The following is a 17,187-nucleotide window of genomic DNA, read 5'->3' as shown; positions in this document are numbered from 1 at the left end:
ACCGTTATCCTCCGGGGTAATGGTTATTTTTTTTGTGCTGTTATGCTCACAAGAGGTCTTTCAGCTCCTTCTAACTCGGACTCTTTTATCGGATTCATCATCCCCTCCAAACGTTTACAAGTTGGATACAACATGGAATGCTCACGATACATTTACCCTATACACTACAGTTACATCAAAGAACGTAATGGAGGGTTATATCATGAAAAAAATTACCAAAGCCTATCTCATGCTCGCAGCCGTAACTTTCACAGTGCAAACTATGGGATTGGGATATACGACATCAGCCAAAGCAGCGACGTCTACTATGACATCTCAGGCAGAAAGTGTACAACATATCTCCAAGACCTTCGAGCAGCTACTACGCCAACCCGGCAAGCTACCTCAGGCATTCACTTATTTGCAAAAGCATATTCAAACCATTCCAGCCTCTCAAGCTACCATCATGGTGCTTCATCTGGAAAATGCACAGAACCAGCAATTGGATTCCTATGCAAAGACCTTATACCCGGCCTCTGTTCAAACCAAAATAAATCAAATCTATAAACCCGGTGATTCGTTCACAAATGTAATCAGCCGTTCAAGCGATGTGAACCTGAAAAAGTTGCTAACTCAAACAAGAGATGCCGGCTACAAACTTGAAACTGCAGAAGGCATGTACTACCCAGTCATCAACTATGAAAAATATAAAGTCTTCGGGAAGCACACCACGACAGATATCCGCAGCTATATTGACATCATGGCGATGGAATCCGGACAGGCGGCTACCAAGGATGCCGCGCTCCGTATCGGCTATCAACAGTTAGCCGGACGAGTGCTGGCACAGGAGGCATTTTTAAACCAATATCCTCATTCCAACCGTACACAAGCTATAAAAAAATTGCACGATCTGTACTTCTTCTATACTTTCTATGGCACGAACAATACGCCATTATTCGATTATGATACCGGGAAGATTCATCCGAATGCGAAAAAAGGGTATCAATTCGTCGTTCAACGTAATATGGATTCGAAGAGTACCTACATTCAAAAGCTGAAAGCATTTATGACACTATTGGATCAAAATGGAGATCAGCGTACTACGCAGGTATCCACTTGGCTAAAAAAGAACGTGCCTTCTAATTAATCAAAGACGCAAAATACACAAAAGAACTTCCATTCCCACACACCATGTGGATTCGGAAGTTCTTTTTTTACATTTACGTATCACTTTCTTGACCAAAAGCCCAACAATTGAGACTCAACGAGCCAAGGACATACGATTGAAAAAGCTTATGCGCAGAGCGCTCATGATCCGCAGCCCCCATCGCATAAAACAAAGGTGAAAAATGCTCTATTCCATAAGAAGGTACCGCCTGTTTGGCATATGGAGCCTTTTTGTCATATTGGAATAGGTGGCGCAAATTCCAGTCTTGAAGCTGCTGTGCAATCCAGTCATCATATTGAACGGCCCAATCGGCTGGCTCACTCGTCTGCTTGAGTGTCCGCAAGTTGTGGACCAATCCGCCGCTACCGATAACCAAAATCCCTTGTTCTCGCAACGGCGCCAGCATCCGTCCAATCTCGTATTGCTCCTGGGGAGCGCGCCGAGAATCAATGGATAAGGGTACGACCGGTATGTCCGCATCAGGATATATATGCCGCAAAACCACCCATGCTCCATGATCCAGTCCTCGGTTCCGAACCGGCTGGTGGAACAGGTTATGCTGACTGAACAGATGCTCTATCTCCTCATACAGCTTCGGATCGCCTGGTGCAGGGTAATCGATTGAGTACATTTCTTCGGGAAAGCCATAGAAATCGTGCAACGCTGCATGCTGATCATCCGCGCCAATACATTGATCGGGGCTATCCCAATGCGCGGAAAAAATGACAATTCCTTTGGGTCGGGGCAGGCTCGCGCCCAGCTTTGCAAGAAAGCTGGTATATGCGTTATTTTCTACAGCCAGTGTCGGTGAACCATGCGCAACAAAAATTGAGGGTAATGTCATCGCTGCCAACCTCCACACGCCAGTATAGTGTTACTCTTCCATTTTACTCCGGCGGAGGCGCAATTTCCAATACAATCCGTTACACACTGAAATCAGATCATCCAGTGCTGCCAATCCCGTTGAATATTTTCCTGTTCATCCAGCCATTCAAGTGTCCGATCAATGAGCCGTTGCCGCTCTTTACCTGACGAGAAAGTGTGATCCCCCTGGAAAATAATCTCTTTATCACAGCGCCCCTCTGGACGCATCCAGAATATCTTTTGAAACAGAAATGCATAATCCACAGGAATAATATCATCCGAGGTGCCATGAACAACGAGCACATCTCCGTTAAATTTAACGGCCTCCTGAAACGGCTGAAATAGAGCTAACGACTCAAAATAAGCAGGCGTAAATTTATAGCCCAAATAGTCGGCATGACCGGTTTTAACAGACTCATCGTACACGCTTCGCTCCGTAATTTTGACGATGTCGTTGAATGGATAGCCCACTGCTGACCAAAGAACCAGATTTTGTACTCTCTTATCCCGTACGGCTGTGAGAAGGGCAACCGCGCCCCCCAGACTGTGACCGATCAGCGTCACCTTGGTCGGGTCAATGTCCGCGCAATTGACGGCGTAATCCAATACGGTACGTGTCTGATTAATCATGGACTCGAGCCCCTGCTTGCCGTATTCACCTGTGCTTTCCCCACAACCGGCAAAATCAAAGCGCAGGACAAAGTATCCCCCTTCGGCCAGTTCACGCGCAGTCTTGACGAATAATCGATCTACTCCGATACGATTGCCCACAAAACCGTGACATATAACAACGAGAGGAACTCGTCTCTGACGATCTCCCTCATTTGTACGGTTTGGATAATGAATTGTTGCGGCCAGTTCTTCATGTTCAAAGCGAATTCCAATTTGCCGTTCCATCCTGATTCCCCCTGTTTCAAGCTTCACTACACATTTATGAATTCAAACTCATATAGTAACGTGGAATATCCATCCAGGATATTCATTCACTTTAATTCCGATAAGTTTAATAAGTTTTATAGTAAAGTCAGTCTATCATCGCCCTGCTTCCTTGTCAACCTGTCAGTTCACATCGTTAAAAAAGTAAACAAATAGCGCTCCCCGATGCGATTCCGGAGAACGCTATACTACACTTATTAGAGTGAATCCACTACATTAAAGTAGACATTCGTTATTCGTAGCTGTTCCTAAACATTTGGTGGGTCTCCGTTCGTCCCTCCCACTCCAGCTTACAAGAGGCGCCGTTATGTTCATCCTCATGCCACAGGCTGCGGTAGTTCTGTGCACCTAGTTCACCTGCAAATTCTGTATCCTCAGCCACTTCAATATCGTCCAGTATACGGTAGGTTGGAGAAGTTCCTTGAACACTCCGGTGACTCACATTTGTAGACGAGGCCACCCCGCTATTCCTGTTCGAAGCGTTTGCTAATCGTTTTTGGACTGAATAATCTGCCTGGTTCTCCAGTTTCATGATGCCACACCCTCTTAACGTTTATATTCAGGTTGCTCTATGTGCTCACCCTGTATCCAGTTTGAGGAGAATGCAGCGGTAATATACATTTTATAGATAAAGTCTTTTGCCATCCGACGCTTCCTCACGTATACTGTCTTTGTTACGAAATGGCGGTTCCATCAGCTCGGGATACGCTCATAAAGCAGGAGGAAGAAATGAATAAAGCAAAAAATTATACGCTTATTGCATGGATTGCCTTGTCTATGTTTTTTTTGACACAGGCAATTATCGGATGGTTTGTCACCTTTACAGGTGGGGATATCAAACCCTTTGAAAAAATCAGCCTATCCACCCTTATCATCATCGCCGCAGGAGCCATTCTACTCGTTGAAGCCCTGATGAATTTTATGGACCGTCCCGAAGAAGGCGAGGAGACACAACAGCCAGACCATGCCCCTGTAAAGCCCCAGATGAATCTTAAATCCATCTTGATGTATGTTGTGTTAGTTGTCGTGATTCTTGTCGCCGGACTAGCGCTGCGCAGTGTACTGCCGGTATTCAGGATCTCACCTTGGGTAAATTTAATTCTCGCCGCCATCGGCTTTATTGGACTCAAACCGATTTTTCTGCGTAAAAAACGTTCATAGCCCGCAATTCTCATTATATGGAGCTGCCTCATTTTGGATCATAGCAGCTCCTTTTCATTTCGATCAGGCAACCGACTTACAGCTTGAGCGTGCGCCAAAAAGCCGTATTCCTGGCCTGTAAGAAGCTGCATGGGGGAATACGGCTTGATATACTTTAGAACTTATTTGGAAAATAGTTGTTCTGCATTATCCAGAGCAATTTTATGTCCCATCGCGGAATAGTCCAGCCAAGGCTGTCCGTCCAACATGTAGACATGCCCTTGCTTCACCGCTTTGAGACCTTGCCATACTGTATTTCCTTCTAGCTGTTTGTATACCTTTTGGGCATCCGCGCCTTTACTGATGATAACAAGGATCGCATCGGCATCATAATCCGGTAAAACCTCTTGGGAAACAACTTGATAAGCCTTGTTGATCTTTTCTACACCTTTGGCTGGCTTCAAGCCCAAGTCCTGATACAACAGCGGTCCTACGGGACGCTTCATCCCCATAACACGAACCTCTTTCGCCGTCACACGTACAGCCATAACCGTTCCGTCCCCAATTTTTGAATGAATCAGCTTTTTGACTCGTTCCTTCTGTGTATCATAATCTTTTAGAAATGCGTCTGCCTGTGCTTCATGTTTGACCATAACGGCTATTTTTTTCAATTGATCCTTCCATGTGCCTTCATCCAGATCAAAAACTTCGGTCGGCGCAATTTTTTCAAACTTGGCCACATCGGTTCCCGAATATTTTTTGTCCAAAAAAATATGATCAGGTTGAAGTTCCAATACCGCTTCCATATCCGGGTCTGTGACAACACCTAGCTTACGGGTACTTTGAAGACGATCTTTTACATGGGGCAGAAAATCCTTCACATCTCCACCAATGACCGAACCAGCCGGAGTAATGCCCAATGCCAGCAGGTTGTTCGTCAAATGAATAGACATCGAAGCAATGCGCGAATCCGCACTAATGGTTGTCTGCGCACTGCCAGCCGCTTTCGTATCGGTAGCCTGTTTGTCGGCTGCTTGTCCGCAAGCGGACAGCATGATCATGCATACAACAAGAGTTGTGACTACCCATGAACGTTTAAAATCTGAACCCTCAAATTTGTGCTTTCTCATGTTTACTCTCTCCTATGCTACAGAAACTCTACATTATAATGATCAATATAGAAGGCTTCTGCTTAGTTATTAATTTCAACGGGTTGCATCATTTGCATCATATGATTTCATATGTACCTATTCCTTCTGTCATTTTGTTCGGGACAACAGGAATAAAAAGTATGGAGCTCCTACCACAGCAACCACCACACCTGCGGGAATCGCATTCGGCTGAAACACCGAACGCCCAATCGTGTCTGCGGTGACCAGAATAACGACCCCGACCAAACAGGCTACTGGCAGCAAATGCTGGTACATCGGCCCAACCAGACGGCGAGCCAGATGAGGCGCAATCAGCCCAATAAAACCGATGCCTCCAGCCATGGATACGCTGGCACTGGATAGAGCCACGGCTGCGCCCAGCAGTAATAGACGCTGGCGCTTCACATTTGTGCCGATTCCAGCTGCGGTCTCGTCGCCCAACGACAGATTGTTCAGACTGCGCGTCTGCGACAGAACGTAGGGTAATACAATGACTATCCAAGGCAACAAAGCCGCTGCGTGTATCCAATCCCGGCCCCAAACGCTGCCAGCCAACCAACGTGCAGTAAATGCGTACGTATCCTCATCCAGCCGCAACGACCAATACAGCGTTATGGCGCTAAGACCCGAGGCTACACCGATGCCGGACAAAATCAGACGCACCGGCACGATTCCTCTGCTGCGGTTATAGGACAACAAAACAATTAGCACCGCCGCAATGACACCTCCTGCAAAGGTAAACAAGGGGATCAGAACGGCGGCCGATCCGTCCAGGTCGCGAAAAAAGCTAACGAACATCACCAGTCCCAACGCAGCCCCCGCATGAAGACCGAGCACTCCCGGATCAGCAAGTGCGTTCCGTGACAAGCCTTGCATGACCGCCCCGGCTGCGCCTAGTCCCGCTCCAGCTAGCACCGTTACAGCAATACGTGGCAGACGATATTCGAACAGAACGATATGATCACGTCCGTTGCCACCGCCAAACAACGTATCCAGCACACGTAGCGGTGGAATACGAATCGTTCCGGTATTCAAACCCAAAACAAGGACAGCAAAGCTGATCCCCGCCAATACCAAACAAACGAGCCAAGCCTTTTTCGTTCTTGTGTCCCCAATCCCTAAAGAGCGACTCACTATAAATCCCTCCTTTCCTTACGGGCGAGAAAGAGGAAAAAGGGTACTCCGATAAAAGACACCATAATCCCAATAGCTAGCTCCTCTGGCGGATTTGCCATTCTCGCTCCCAAATCTGCCAGCACCAGTAATACGGCTCCCAATAACGCAGACAACGGCACGATCTGGCGATAATCCACACCGATTAGCTTGCGAGCGATATGTGGGATAACCAAACCTACAAAGCCGATGGCTCCGGCAGCCGATACAGATAGGCCGGCCAGTACCACTACAGTCAGCAGACCCAAAAGCCGGATACGCCTGAGATTCAACCCAAGGTTTAACGCCACCTCATCGCCCATCGAAATCAGCGAAATGGAACGTGCCAGCCCCATAGACCAGGCGATCACAATAAGCAAAATCGGTGCAAGAATCTCAAGCTGCGACCATTTAATCCCGGCTACGCCACCCGCATACCAGAAGGCTAAATCCTGACTTAGATCAAAATAAATCGCAATCCCCGAAGTCATGGAACCTAACAAGGCAGCCGTCACAGCTCCAGACACCGTCAATCTCATAGGTGTCAATCCTCCCGGTGCAGATGCTCCCAGACCAAATACTAGTAAGGTACTCATCAGCGCCCCCAGGAACGACAATACTATTAACGTCCCATAAGGTAGATTGGGGAAAAAGGCAAAACTCACTGCAACTACAAACATCGCTCCTGCGTTAATGCCCAGCACACCTGTATCTCCCAGCGGGTTTCGTGTAATACCCTGAATCAGAGAGCCTGCCACCGCCAGCGCAGCTCCAATAACAGCTGCACCGAGTACACGCGGTAATCTCAGCTCGTGAATGATCTGATGGGTCATTAGCGAACGATCATAGTGAAATACTGCCGACCACACGGTGCTTACGGTCAAATCCTTGGCTCCGAGAGAAATGGCGGCGAATATGGCCAAAGCCAACAATACAGCCGAAGCTGTGAACAACAACGCCTGCCGAACCCTACCCGCTCGAAGCACTGGACGTGCTGTTATGTCTACTTCAGGAACTGCCCTCTCTGTCAGAGCTGTATGTTTGTCCATGCTGTCTTTGGACTGCATTTGGTGAGGTCACTCCCTCCATACCTGAAAATCATCACGTCTCTTATAACGATAATGATAATTATTATCAACTTGATACATAATAGCATGTTTCTATGACATTGCAAGCCAAAAACTGTTCCCCTTAGGAGGAACAGTTTTTGAATATATCTATATGATTTTACTGCACAAATGACTCCAAACGGTCCTCTCTTTAGTACGTAGGCCAGCCTGCCGAATCCCATTTCAAATCACTAATCAGAAGCTTTGGATTTCCACCATCAGTGGCATCATAGGCATGACGTGCAATCACACTGTTGTTATAGACAGATTGTCCACCCGGTCCCTTCCAACGGTCATTCCCTGCATCCAGTATCGTTCCACCGCCATCCATCAGGCTTTTGCCGCTCTTGTCCACATACGGTCCGGTAATACTAGTAGAGCGACCGTAAATAATCTTATAATTACTGTCTACGCCTTTGCAGCAGTTATCAATGGAAGCAAACAGATAATAATAGCCGTCGCGGTATGTAACATGTGGCGCTTCCAAACCACCAGCCGTACGCTTGGCGATAGAATAGATCTGGCCCGTAGGCTTCATCGTATTTTTATCCAGTCGAGTCACTTTCAAGCCTGAATTCCATGAACCAAAGGAAAGCCACGGGTTACCGGAAGCGTCAATGACGAGATTCGGGTCAATAGCATTATAATCGTTAGCATCCGTCGTACGCAGCACTAGTCCATCATCTCTCCAGCTCCCCGCGCCAATGCTCGTTGCGGAAGCTAGTCCGATAGCCGAGGTCCGGGCACCAAAAGTAGAAATGGAATAGTACAGCCATACCCGTCCATTGTACTTTTGAGCATCCGGTGCCCATACATCGTTAGTCTTTTGCTTAGGTACATACGTTTTCCACCATGATGGCGGCGACAGAAATATTTGCGGCAATCTGTAAAAATTGCGTCCGTCGTCCGATCTTTGAACCTGTATCCCCTGCCCTGTGGAGAAAATATACCATGCGTTGCCTTCCTTCGTAATGGACGGATCATGCACTGCCACATCGCCAGTTAACGCCCAATGCTCTGCGGATGCAGATGGCATCACTGACAGCATTAAAGCAGCCGAGGTTACGGCAGCAAACGCCGTTCGGGTCAATTTACTCTGTACTGATTTTTTCCATGCCTTCAACATTCTTTCGCACCTCCGAATGAGTATCTTATAATAAAATTCAGGTGACACACCTATTACATTAGTGTTTATACTTATGAAGTTACCCATATATTAACCTATCACATTCAGTTTTGTAAACGCTTTATTTCAAATAAAAAGAAATTCGTAAACTACGCATAACAATATACATACGAGGATTTTGCAAAATTCTGATACAAAAAAGGAGCCCATAGGCTCCTTTTCAAATTAACATATTAAATAGATTTTCGTTTTTGTTCAGTTCCGTGTATTTAAGCCCCTTGCGGTTCATTCGTTCAATTAAAGGAAGATAGTCTTCCTTGTGGAACAGCTCAATGCCGACCAGAGCTGGTCCATTTTCCTTATCATTCTTTTTCGTATATTCAAACCTAGTAATATCGTCGTCTGGTCCAAGCACATCCTGTAGAAACTCACGCAGTGCCCCAGCTCTTTGCGGGAAATTCACCATAAAATAATGCTTCAGTCCTTCGTAAATGAGGGACCGTTCCTTAATCTCCTGCATACGATCTATATCGTTGTTACCACCGCTGACGATACAGACAACCGTTTTGCCTTGAATCTGCTCGCGATACAGATCAAGTGCTGCAACAGGCAGTGAGCCCGCAGGCTCCACAACAATCGCATTTTCATTATACAGCTCCAGAATCGCGGTACATGCTTTGCCTTCCGGTACCTTCACAATATCGTCCAAGGTATGCTTACAAATATCGTATGTCAGCTGACCCACACGCTTCACTGCAGCTCCGTCAACAAATTTGTCTATTTGATCCAGTGTAACCACCTTGTGCACACGCATCGCTTCCGTCATCGACGCCGCGCCGAGGGGTTCCACGCCAATTACCTTGGTGGACGGACTCACGGTTTTAACATACGTACCTACGCCTGCCGCCAAACCGCCGCCGCCAATCGTTACGAACACATAGTCCATAGGTGTATCTAGGCTCTCCATCACTTCCATCGCAATCGTACCATTGCCCGCAATAATTTTCGGCTGATCGAACGGATGGATGAAGGTCATTGCCTGCTCGCTGCACACCTTCATGGCCTCGTCATAGGCATCATCAAACGTGTCTCCGGTCAGAATGACCTCTACACTGTTACCGCCAAAGCGACGAACCTGCTTGACCTTCTGATTGGGCGTTGTACTCGGCATAAATATTTTACCGTGGATACCAAGAGCATTACATGAAAAAGCCACACCTTGCGCATGATTCCCTGCACTCGCACACACGATTCCTTTTTCCATTTGCTCAGGGGTCAAGCTACGGATCATGTTGTAAGCTCCACGGATTTTAAAGGACCGCACGACTTGGAGATCCTCTCTTTTCAGATACACATTACAGTTATATTTGGCCGATAGGACGGCATCCCTCTGTAAAGGTGTACGTACAATCACCTCACGCAGCATATGATGCGCCCGTACAATATCCTCCATGCCAACGGTTGACGCCATGGTCGGGTCAGTTTTCTGGGTTTCTGTTGGTTCCATAGGTTCTCCACGCTCCGCCTGAATATTTCTGTATTTGAGCATTTTGCATAAATCCCAAGAGCGATTTCAAATCAGCAATATACAGATCGAAACGGTTTAGTTCGTCTATATATTGTACTATTGAGCGTTAGGAATCGAATTATGCAAAGTACTGTATTTGAAATCTTTCAAATATCATACCACGTTTACCCATAGCTTGTGCAGATGATAGTCATGAAAATGAGAATGAAAATCAATCGAATCTAAAAAAAGGCAGACCGGGACAATGCCCGATCAGCCTTTTCTGACGTTGCACATTTCTTGTATTCCATTGCTCTATTTAATACCTTTCCGATTACCCTTTTACTCCACCTGCCGTCATTCCTTCAATAAAATAACGCTGGAAGAACAGGAACACGACGAGAATCGGTAAAATAGCCAAAACGGATCCCGCGATCAGCACATCATAATTGTTGCCATACGGCGTCAGCAGACTGGACAAACCAATCGGTAGTGTCAGCATGTCATTGGTACGCAATACAATCATCGGCCACAGGAAGTTATTCCAACTGTTCATCGCCTGCAAAATAGCCATTGCCGCAAATGCTGGCGCCATCAGAGGCATCATAATCCGTACGAAAATGCCATATTCTGAACAGCCGTCAACCCGCGCAGCATCCATGAAGTCCTTGGGAACACCACTCAAATATTGACGGAAGAAAAAGATCGGGATCGGCGCGACGACGAAGGGTAGAATTACGCCCCATACTGTATTAATCAGCTTCATGCCAATCATTAGCTTGTAGAGCGGCAGCATGATAATTTCTACCGGGATCATCATCACGACCAGCACCAGTGTGAAAATCACATTTTTCAATCTAAAACGGTACATCTCCAGACCGTAGCCTACCATCGCGGACAATATCAGACATAACACCGTAAACAAGACGGTAATAACAATACTGTTCCAGTACCATTGAAAATAATCCGTCGTCCCCTGAAAGATGAACGCATAGTTTTTCAAGGACATGATGCCCCACTCCAGCTTAAGATTCAAGCCGTAGCGCAGCAGCTCCGTCGATGGCTTGAACGAGGCAAGCGTCACGGCAAATAGCGGAAACAGGGCAAACCCGGCAAACAGAATGAACAGGACAACGAGCAATGCGGATAACGAGCCTTTTTGTTTCTGAGCCATCGCTTAATCCTCCTTCCGGAACATGCCGAAAAATTTGAGCTGGATCAGGTTCAGCACGAGTGTAAATACAAGCAATACAATGCCTACCGCAGCTCCAAAGCCCATACTGTTCTGCTCCAGACCTTGGCGATAGAGATAGCCAACAATCGTTAAACCAATATCGTTCGGGGAGTTATTTCCGTTCCACAGCATGTAGCTCTCCGTGAACATGGATAACCCCGCATAAATGCTAATCGTAAATACGTAGATCGTCACCGGTTTCAGCATAGGAATCGTAATCCGCCAAAATGAATCGAAACGACTGGCTCCATCAATCTGCGCAGCCTCATACAACTCGGGAGGAATGTTCTGGAGTCCCGACATGTAATACAGCATGTTCACGCCTAACCATCTCCACAAGGCCAGCACGATCAACGCTAAAAAGCCGGTGTTCGCGTTCATTAGCCATTTGTAAGGCTCCAGACCGAATACCCCCAACAGGGAGTTCATCAGCGAACCATCCAATTCCCCGAACATGAGGCGGAAGATCGTTCCTGCTACCACCACTGAGGTTAGTGCAGGGATAAACATCACGGAGCGAAACAACCCTCTGCCCGGCATTTTAGGCGAATTCAGCAATACCGCCAATACCAGCGGCAGAGGAATCAGCACGACCAGGGTAAGGAGCGTGTACAGGACGCTATTCAATATCGCCTTTCCAAACGTAGGATTGATTAAGTCCTTATAATTTTCCAGTCCAACATAAGTTGTTATCCCTGGCAGGACTTCCTGAAAGCTCATAATGACCGTCGATATGACCGGATAGGCAAAAAATAGCGCAAAGGACAGTAAAAATGGAAGGACAAACACATACGGTGCCGTACGGCTGGAATGAATAAAGCGACTCCATCGGCTTCTGGTCGGACGCTGAGGCTGTGGCGGCTGACCTGTCGGTACATTAGCGTTCGTATGAACGGGCGTTGCCATGAATCTCACTCCCTTTCCTGTTGGGGTCTATCTCAGTTCATCTGCCAGCTCATGTAGCACCGTGGCTGGATCTTCGCCATTCTGTAGTGTCCGATAAAGTATTTTATTGCGCACAGCACTGGCGATATCAGGCGTTTTCGGACCGATATGCACCGCATTGATTTCATCTTTGACTTCGATGAGCGTGTCAAAAATATTCGTTCCGAAATACTCCGTAAATTTATTCTTGGCTTTGGCTTCCGGCATGGTCCACACTTCACTACGGATGGGATCAAAACCAAGCTGCTTCCAGATCTCCACATTCCCTTGCTTGGATAGCTTGGCAAAGGCCAGAAAGCGCATCGCCAGATCCTGGTGCTCTGATTGGTTCGTGACTACTGTTCCGGTTCCACCCATACCCGCTGAGCGAAAACCACCTTTTTCCCACGCTGGCATGGGTCTGATGATAATTTTACCTTTTAGGTCAGGCATGTAATCCGTAAAACGTCCCATATACCACATCGGCATCCATACCGAAGCGGCCCCACCTTTGTTCATAAATCCGTAGTATTCCTCCATGTGATGCCCGCCGCCCGGTGCGGGAATAGCGATTTTGTCTTTTATCATCTGTTGAAGAAACTCGAGTGTTTTAATATTGGTTTCGTTATCCAACGTCAACTCGCCCTTGTCATCCAGAAAATCTGAATTTTGCTGGGAGATCATCGGCCAATAGCTCCATAGGTCATTCGTTTCTAAGGTCGCCATGGGCTTGCCTGTTTTCGCCAGTACTTGCTTGCCTGCAGCAGCATAGTCTGCCCAGGTGACGATGGAATCCGGGTTTACCCCCGCCTGGTCCATAATCTCTTTATTGTAGTACATCACTTCGGCCCCAACGTGGAAGTCAATGCCGTAATATTTACCGTCTTTGCCGTAAATCTGTACTCTGGAAGGCACAATGTTATTGATCTCGGGGTCAATCACCGGATTGAGCGGGACCAGCTGCGGTATGCCTTTGAGGAAATTACCGATCTTGTTCACCTCGATATCCGCGATATCCGGCGCTCCCACCCCCGATTGCAGCGCAATCGACAGCTTACTGTGATGGTTATCATAAGGAAATGTATTCGCTTTCAAATTAATCAATTCATCAGGGTGCTGTTGGTTCCATTGGTCAGCCATTTGCAGAAAAAACTTCTCATGCAGTTCATTGAACGTCCATAATACAAGTTCTGTTCCCGGCCCATCCTTTTCATCGGTCTTGAAAGAACAGCCTTGCAGCAGTCCAGCCATCAAAACCACCGCCATAAGCATCAAAGCCATGCGTTTTCTTCGCAGCAGCATATCCTTCCCCCTTCGCATGATGAAATCCTAATTCGTAAATGATTGCGCTTTCTTTTATTATTTAACATCAACACAAATTAGTTTACAACAACATTATTTATAAAATATTTATTTTCAACGCAGATTAGCGTCTCCTTTGCATTATAGGGGGAAAATGAATTGAATGAGGCTATGATGATTTTTGCATAAAAAAGAGGCCCCACTCGAATTGAAACTCGAAGTTGGGCCTCGCTATTTTAACTACTCTTGGGAATGGGCTGCTTCGTCCTTCACTTCTTCCCGAAATGATCTAATACTTTCTTTACGACGATTATTTTTTTCTTCGATCTGCTTACGCTCCTCGTTGCTGATTTCAGAGGAAAATTCGTTTAGATATCCTTCAGCTTCATGCAGGTTCTGCTGTGTGTTCTGAATACTTTGTTGCAAATGTTCAACATTATCGGCTCGATTATCTGGTTTTGCCATTCGTTTGTCGCCTCCTAATTATGGGGTCGCTCAGTAGAGCGCTAATCCGTAGCTTGATCGCTATCGGATCATTTTATGCATTAAAATGCTCCCCAAACCACTTTCCTGCGGCTTCGGCTTCAGTCCGAGTCAATTGATGACCATTGCGTTCCCAATATGCTTCCACCTGCGCTCCGGCCCCTTCCAATAATGCTTGCAGCTCCTGAGATTCCGAAATCGGAACAATGGGATCATTCTCACCGGAAGACAAAAATACAGGGATACCATTCAAAGCTGGCAAATCCAGGCCACGCAACGGCACCATTGCATGGTGCAAAATAGCTCCACGTAACGCTTTTGCATCGTGAAAGAGCATGCTGGCGGCTATGTTTGCACCATTGGAATAGCCAAGAGCCACCACGTTATTACGATCAAAATCGTATTGCTCTGCAGCTGTGTCCACAAATTCGCTCAGTTCTTTGGTGCGAAATACGAGATCCTCAATGTCGAACACTCCTTCTGCCAAACGGCGAAAGAAACGTGGCATCCCATTTTCCAGCACATTTCCTCTCACGCCTAACACAGAAGCTCCCGGTGCTACCATCTCGGCCAAAGGTATCAGGTCTTGTTCGTTCCCGCCTGTACCATGCAACAGCAAAATAACCGGGGCTTGCGGATGATTTCCTTTACGAAATACGTGTTTCATTTATATTTCCTCCTCATTTTTTCTTTAAATTAAGATTCTTATTTTTAGTATAAATTAATTATAGCCAACTTCGCTGCCTTTTACAAACCTAATTAGCCTGATCTACATCTTTTTTCTAAAATGATGTCTTGTTCCATTGACATGCAGTATAGCTCTATTTTACTATGATGTTAGATATTTAGAATATTATCTAAATATCTAAAGGAGGAAATGTATTTTGAACGATGCCTTCAAAGCTTTGGCTGATCCGACCCGGCGTACAATCTTACAGCTTTTAAAGGAGAAAAGTATGAGCGCAGGTGAAGTGGCTGAACATTTTCAAATTAGTAAGCCCAGCATCTCCCACCATCTCAATATCCTGAAGCAGGCTGGGCTGGTGCTGGATGAACGACAGGGGCAAAACATTATCTACACCCTGCATACAACGGTTGTGGCGGATGTCATCGGTTGGATGTTCAGCATCGCCCACTCCGATACCCCTGCCCAGAAAAATGTGAATCATATCAAGGATACGGAGGGATCTGAATGAAATTTCGAATACATTGGAGCTTTACAGATGTTTTGACGACTTTGATTGCCTTATCACCTGCGATAGGAGCTATATTGCTGTACGACCGACTTCCCAATGTTCTAGCCTCGCATTTTGGCTTTGACAATACAGCAGACGGGTATATGAGCAAAAGTGGTTCTATTATCATGCTCGTGCTGTTGGGTCTAGTACCGCTGGTCATTCGATTGGCACGCTACATGGACCCCAACAGAGCTAATTATGAGAAATTTTCAAAAGCCTATGAAGTTACGCGTGCAGGTATTTCTTTGGTTCTGGCTGTAGCTGGATGGGGGATGCTGCTGTATAACCTGAACATACGACTGCAAATGAATACTATAATTTTGGGGGTAATAGGCCTGCTGCTGCTGGTGATGGGTAATTATATGACTCAGGTGCAGCCGAACTATACCTTCGGTATCCGCACTCCGTGGACTCTGTCTAACCCCGAGGTATGGCGTAAAACGCACCGTTTCGGTGGACCTATGATGATGCTCGGTGGTGCTTCGGGTTTGGTGGCGGCATGGGTCGATGGAGTGGCGGGAACGGTCATTTTTCTATCCATGCTGATCATATCCGTCATCTCTCCCATACTCTATTCTCTCTTGTTGTATCGTAAGCTAAACCAGTAAGCAGACAAAGCCAAACCTGAACCTAAAAAAGGAACCTCCCAATCCACGTAAACGTAGAATTAGGAGGTTCTTTGTACATTTAATCTTAATATTAGAACAGCAGCTTATCGGGATGCGTGCCTACACGCTCATCAAGATGAAGACCATTGATTCGTTCAATATCCTCAGCCGTCAATTCAAAGTCGAATAAATCAGCATTTTCGCGAATACGATGCGCGGTTACAGATTTGGGAATCGTCACAATCCCCCGATCCAGATGCCAACGCAAAATAACCTGCGAAGAGGTTTTACCGTATTTGGCAGCAATCTCAACGATGTCCGCTTGCTCGGTTAATTTCCCCTTCATCAGCGGACTCCACGATTCAAGCTGAATCTGGTGCTCCCGGCAGTATTGATGCAGCTCTTGTTGAGTCAGACGAGGGTGAAGCTCCACTTGGTTGATGACAGGAACCATGTTGCTGTCTTTGAGGAGGTCTTCGAGATGGTGAACTTGGAAGTTACTAACTCCGATAGCGCGTACGCTTCCTTCTTCATACAGTCGTTCGAATGCCTTCCAGGTTTCCTTGTACTTATCCTTGCCAGGCCAATGAATGAGATACAGATCAATGATATCCAGACCCAGCCGCTTACGGCTTTCCTCAAAGGCACGCAGTGTTGAATCGTAGCCTTGATCCTGATTCCATAGCTTGGTAGTTACAAACAGGTTTTCTCTAGCCGCTCCACTATCACGAATGGCTTGTCCAACCAGTTCCTCGTTGCCGTAGATCGCCGCTGTATCAATGTGACGGTAACCGACCTCAATAGCTGTTTTGACCGCTTCGTAGACCTCATTGCCTTCCGCCTTGTAAGTACCGAAACCGAGCCAAGGCATCTGAACTCCGTTATTCAGTACAGTTGTATCCGCAATGTTCCCCATGTCTATTCCTCCTGTTCCTGATTATGAATTATTCAACGGGATGATTACAGTTTAGTTGCATCCTGAAAAGCATTCACTTGAAGTGGAGCAGCCAACAATTCTTTAGCCGCGGCAACAAATGCCTGGAAATGGGCAGAATTATTATGGAAATCTACAGCAGCAGCATCTTTCCACTCTTCAACCATCGTAAATGCGTTGGGATCATTCAGATCCTGCATTAACGTGTAACGTACATTGCCTTCTTCAGCTTGGGATGCGCTGATCAGCCCTTGGGTTTGTTGCAGAAAAGTCTCTCTTTTTTCAGGTAAAACTTTCATATCGGCATGAATAATAATCATATTATGTTCCTC

General features: G+C 46.4%; 19 protein-coding genes. 4 read left to right on the top strand and 15 right to left on the bottom strand.

Annotated elements, in window-relative coordinates; translation table 11 throughout:
• The first annotated feature begins 202 nt into the window (after positions 1-202).
• Entirely contained in the window at positions 203-1,126 is a 924-nt protein-coding gene (locus MKX59_RS25225) for a hypothetical protein (protein ID WP_071559278.1), read from the top strand.
• 73 nt (positions 1,127-1,199) lie between these two features.
• On the opposite strand, the gene MKX59_RS25220 is transcribed toward MKX59_RS25225, so the two are convergent.
• From MKX59_RS25220 to MKX59_RS25210, 3 genes are all read right to left on the bottom strand, one after another.
• Positions 1,200-1,991 carry a dioxygenase family protein gene (locus MKX59_RS25220; RefSeq protein WP_340859292.1) on the bottom strand — a complete coding sequence of 264 codons (792 nt, stop codon included), beginning with the start codon at positions 1,989-1,991 and terminating at the stop codon, positions 1,200-1,202.
• Between the two features lie 92 nt (positions 1,992-2,083).
• Positions 2,084-2,908, bottom strand: a complete 825-nt coding sequence (locus tag MKX59_RS25215) for an alpha/beta hydrolase (protein ID WP_340859290.1) — start codon at positions 2,906-2,908, stop codon at positions 2,084-2,086.
• Between the two features lie 271 nt (positions 2,909-3,179).
• Entirely contained in the window at positions 3,180-3,479 is a 300-nt protein-coding gene (locus MKX59_RS25210) for a hypothetical protein (RefSeq protein WP_023987079.1), read from the bottom strand.
• A 197-nt stretch (positions 3,480-3,676) separates the two neighbouring features.
• Between MKX59_RS25210 and MKX59_RS25205 the strand changes: the two genes are divergently transcribed.
• Positions 3,677-4,108 (top strand): hypothetical protein, encoded by a 432-nt coding sequence (locus tag MKX59_RS25205; RefSeq protein ID WP_013308831.1) that lies wholly within the window; start codon positions 3,677-3,679, stop codon positions 4,106-4,108.
• 161 nt (positions 4,109-4,269) lie between these two features.
• Here the strand turns inward: MKX59_RS25205 and MKX59_RS25200 are convergent, their stop codons facing one another.
• The 10 genes from MKX59_RS25200 to MKX59_RS25155 form a co-directional block, all read right to left on the bottom strand.
• The gene (locus MKX59_RS25200; protein WP_069080218.1) at positions 4,270-5,217 is read right to left on the bottom strand and encodes an ABC transporter substrate-binding protein; all 948 of its coding nucleotides are present in this window, start codon (positions 5,215-5,217) and stop codon (positions 4,270-4,272) included.
• Between the two features lie 129 nt (positions 5,218-5,346).
• Positions 5,347-6,372 (bottom strand): FecCD family ABC transporter permease, encoded by a 1,026-nt coding sequence (locus tag MKX59_RS25195; RefSeq protein ID WP_053324661.1) that lies wholly within the window; start codon positions 6,370-6,372, stop codon positions 5,347-5,349.
• Positions 6,372-7,439, bottom strand: a complete 1,068-nt coding sequence (locus MKX59_RS25190; protein WP_370671136.1) for a FecCD family ABC transporter permease — start codon at positions 7,437-7,439, stop codon at positions 6,372-6,374. The genes MKX59_RS25195 and MKX59_RS25190 overlap by 1 nt, the downstream gene beginning before the upstream one ends.
• A gap of 211 nt (positions 7,440-7,650) precedes the next feature.
• Positions 7,651-8,625 carry a glycoside hydrolase family 43 protein gene (locus MKX59_RS25185; protein ID WP_013308827.1) on the bottom strand — a complete coding sequence of 325 codons (975 nt, stop codon included), beginning with the start codon at positions 8,623-8,625 and terminating at the stop codon, positions 7,651-7,653.
• Positions 8,626-8,845: 220 nt separating this feature from the next.
• Positions 8,846-10,132, bottom strand: a complete 1,287-nt coding sequence (ilvA, locus tag MKX59_RS25180; protein ID WP_069080226.1) for a threonine ammonia-lyase IlvA — start codon at positions 10,130-10,132, stop codon at positions 8,846-8,848.
• 334 nt (positions 10,133-10,466) lie between these two features.
• On the bottom strand, positions 10,467-11,306 hold the full coding sequence (locus MKX59_RS25175) for a carbohydrate ABC transporter permease (protein WP_023987072.1): 840 nt from the start codon (positions 11,304-11,306) through the stop codon (positions 10,467-10,469).
• Between the two features lie 3 nt (positions 11,307-11,309).
• Positions 11,310-12,272 carry a carbohydrate ABC transporter permease gene (locus tag MKX59_RS25170; protein ID WP_023987071.1) on the bottom strand — a complete coding sequence of 321 codons (963 nt, stop codon included), beginning with the start codon at positions 12,270-12,272 and terminating at the stop codon, positions 11,310-11,312.
• A 27-nt stretch (positions 12,273-12,299) separates the two neighbouring features.
• Positions 12,300-13,592 (bottom strand): ABC transporter substrate-binding protein, encoded by a 1,293-nt coding sequence (locus MKX59_RS25165; protein ID WP_023987070.1) that lies wholly within the window; start codon positions 13,590-13,592, stop codon positions 12,300-12,302.
• A 240-nt stretch (positions 13,593-13,832) separates the two neighbouring features.
• A complete protein-coding gene (tlp, locus tag MKX59_RS25160; protein WP_013308822.1) occupies positions 13,833-14,057 on the bottom strand; it encodes a small acid-soluble spore protein Tlp in 225 nt (74 codons plus the stop codon).
• A gap of 73 nt (positions 14,058-14,130) precedes the next feature.
• On the bottom strand, positions 14,131-14,742 hold the full coding sequence (locus tag MKX59_RS25155; protein WP_053324659.1) for an alpha/beta hydrolase: 612 nt from the start codon (positions 14,740-14,742) through the stop codon (positions 14,131-14,133).
• 217 nt (positions 14,743-14,959) lie between these two features.
• On the opposite strand from MKX59_RS25155, the gene MKX59_RS25150 reads away from it, so the two are divergent.
• Positions 14,960-15,271 (top strand): autorepressor SdpR family transcription factor, encoded by a 312-nt coding sequence (locus MKX59_RS25150; protein ID WP_013308820.1) that lies wholly within the window; start codon positions 14,960-14,962, stop codon positions 15,269-15,271.
• Positions 15,268-15,921, top strand: a complete 654-nt coding sequence (locus tag MKX59_RS25145; RefSeq protein ID WP_053324658.1) for an SdpI family protein — start codon at positions 15,268-15,270, stop codon at positions 15,919-15,921. Before MKX59_RS25150 ends, MKX59_RS25145 begins: the two co-directional genes overlap by 4 nt.
• Positions 15,922-16,012: 91 nt before the next feature.
• On the opposite strand, the gene MKX59_RS25140 is transcribed toward MKX59_RS25145, so the two are convergent.
• Both MKX59_RS25140 and MKX59_RS25135 read right to left on the bottom strand, forming a co-directional pair.
• Complete coding sequence (locus MKX59_RS25140; RefSeq protein WP_023987067.1) at positions 16,013-16,837, bottom strand: aldo/keto reductase; 825 nt, start codon at positions 16,835-16,837, stop codon at positions 16,013-16,015.
• Between the two features lie 44 nt (positions 16,838-16,881).
• Positions 16,882-17,175, bottom strand: coding sequence for a putative quinol monooxygenase (locus tag MKX59_RS25135; RefSeq protein WP_013308817.1), 294 nt, complete (start codon positions 17,173-17,175; stop codon positions 16,882-16,884).
• Positions 17,176-17,187: the final 12 nt, after the last annotated feature.

This window comes from Paenibacillus sp. FSL R7-0340, assembly GCF_038002205.1.
Lineage (GTDB): Bacteria > Bacillota > Bacilli > Paenibacillales > Paenibacillaceae > Paenibacillus > Paenibacillus polymyxa_B.
Note: the sequence above shows the minus strand (reverse complement) of the source record. Positions and strands in the feature narration are given on the sequence as shown.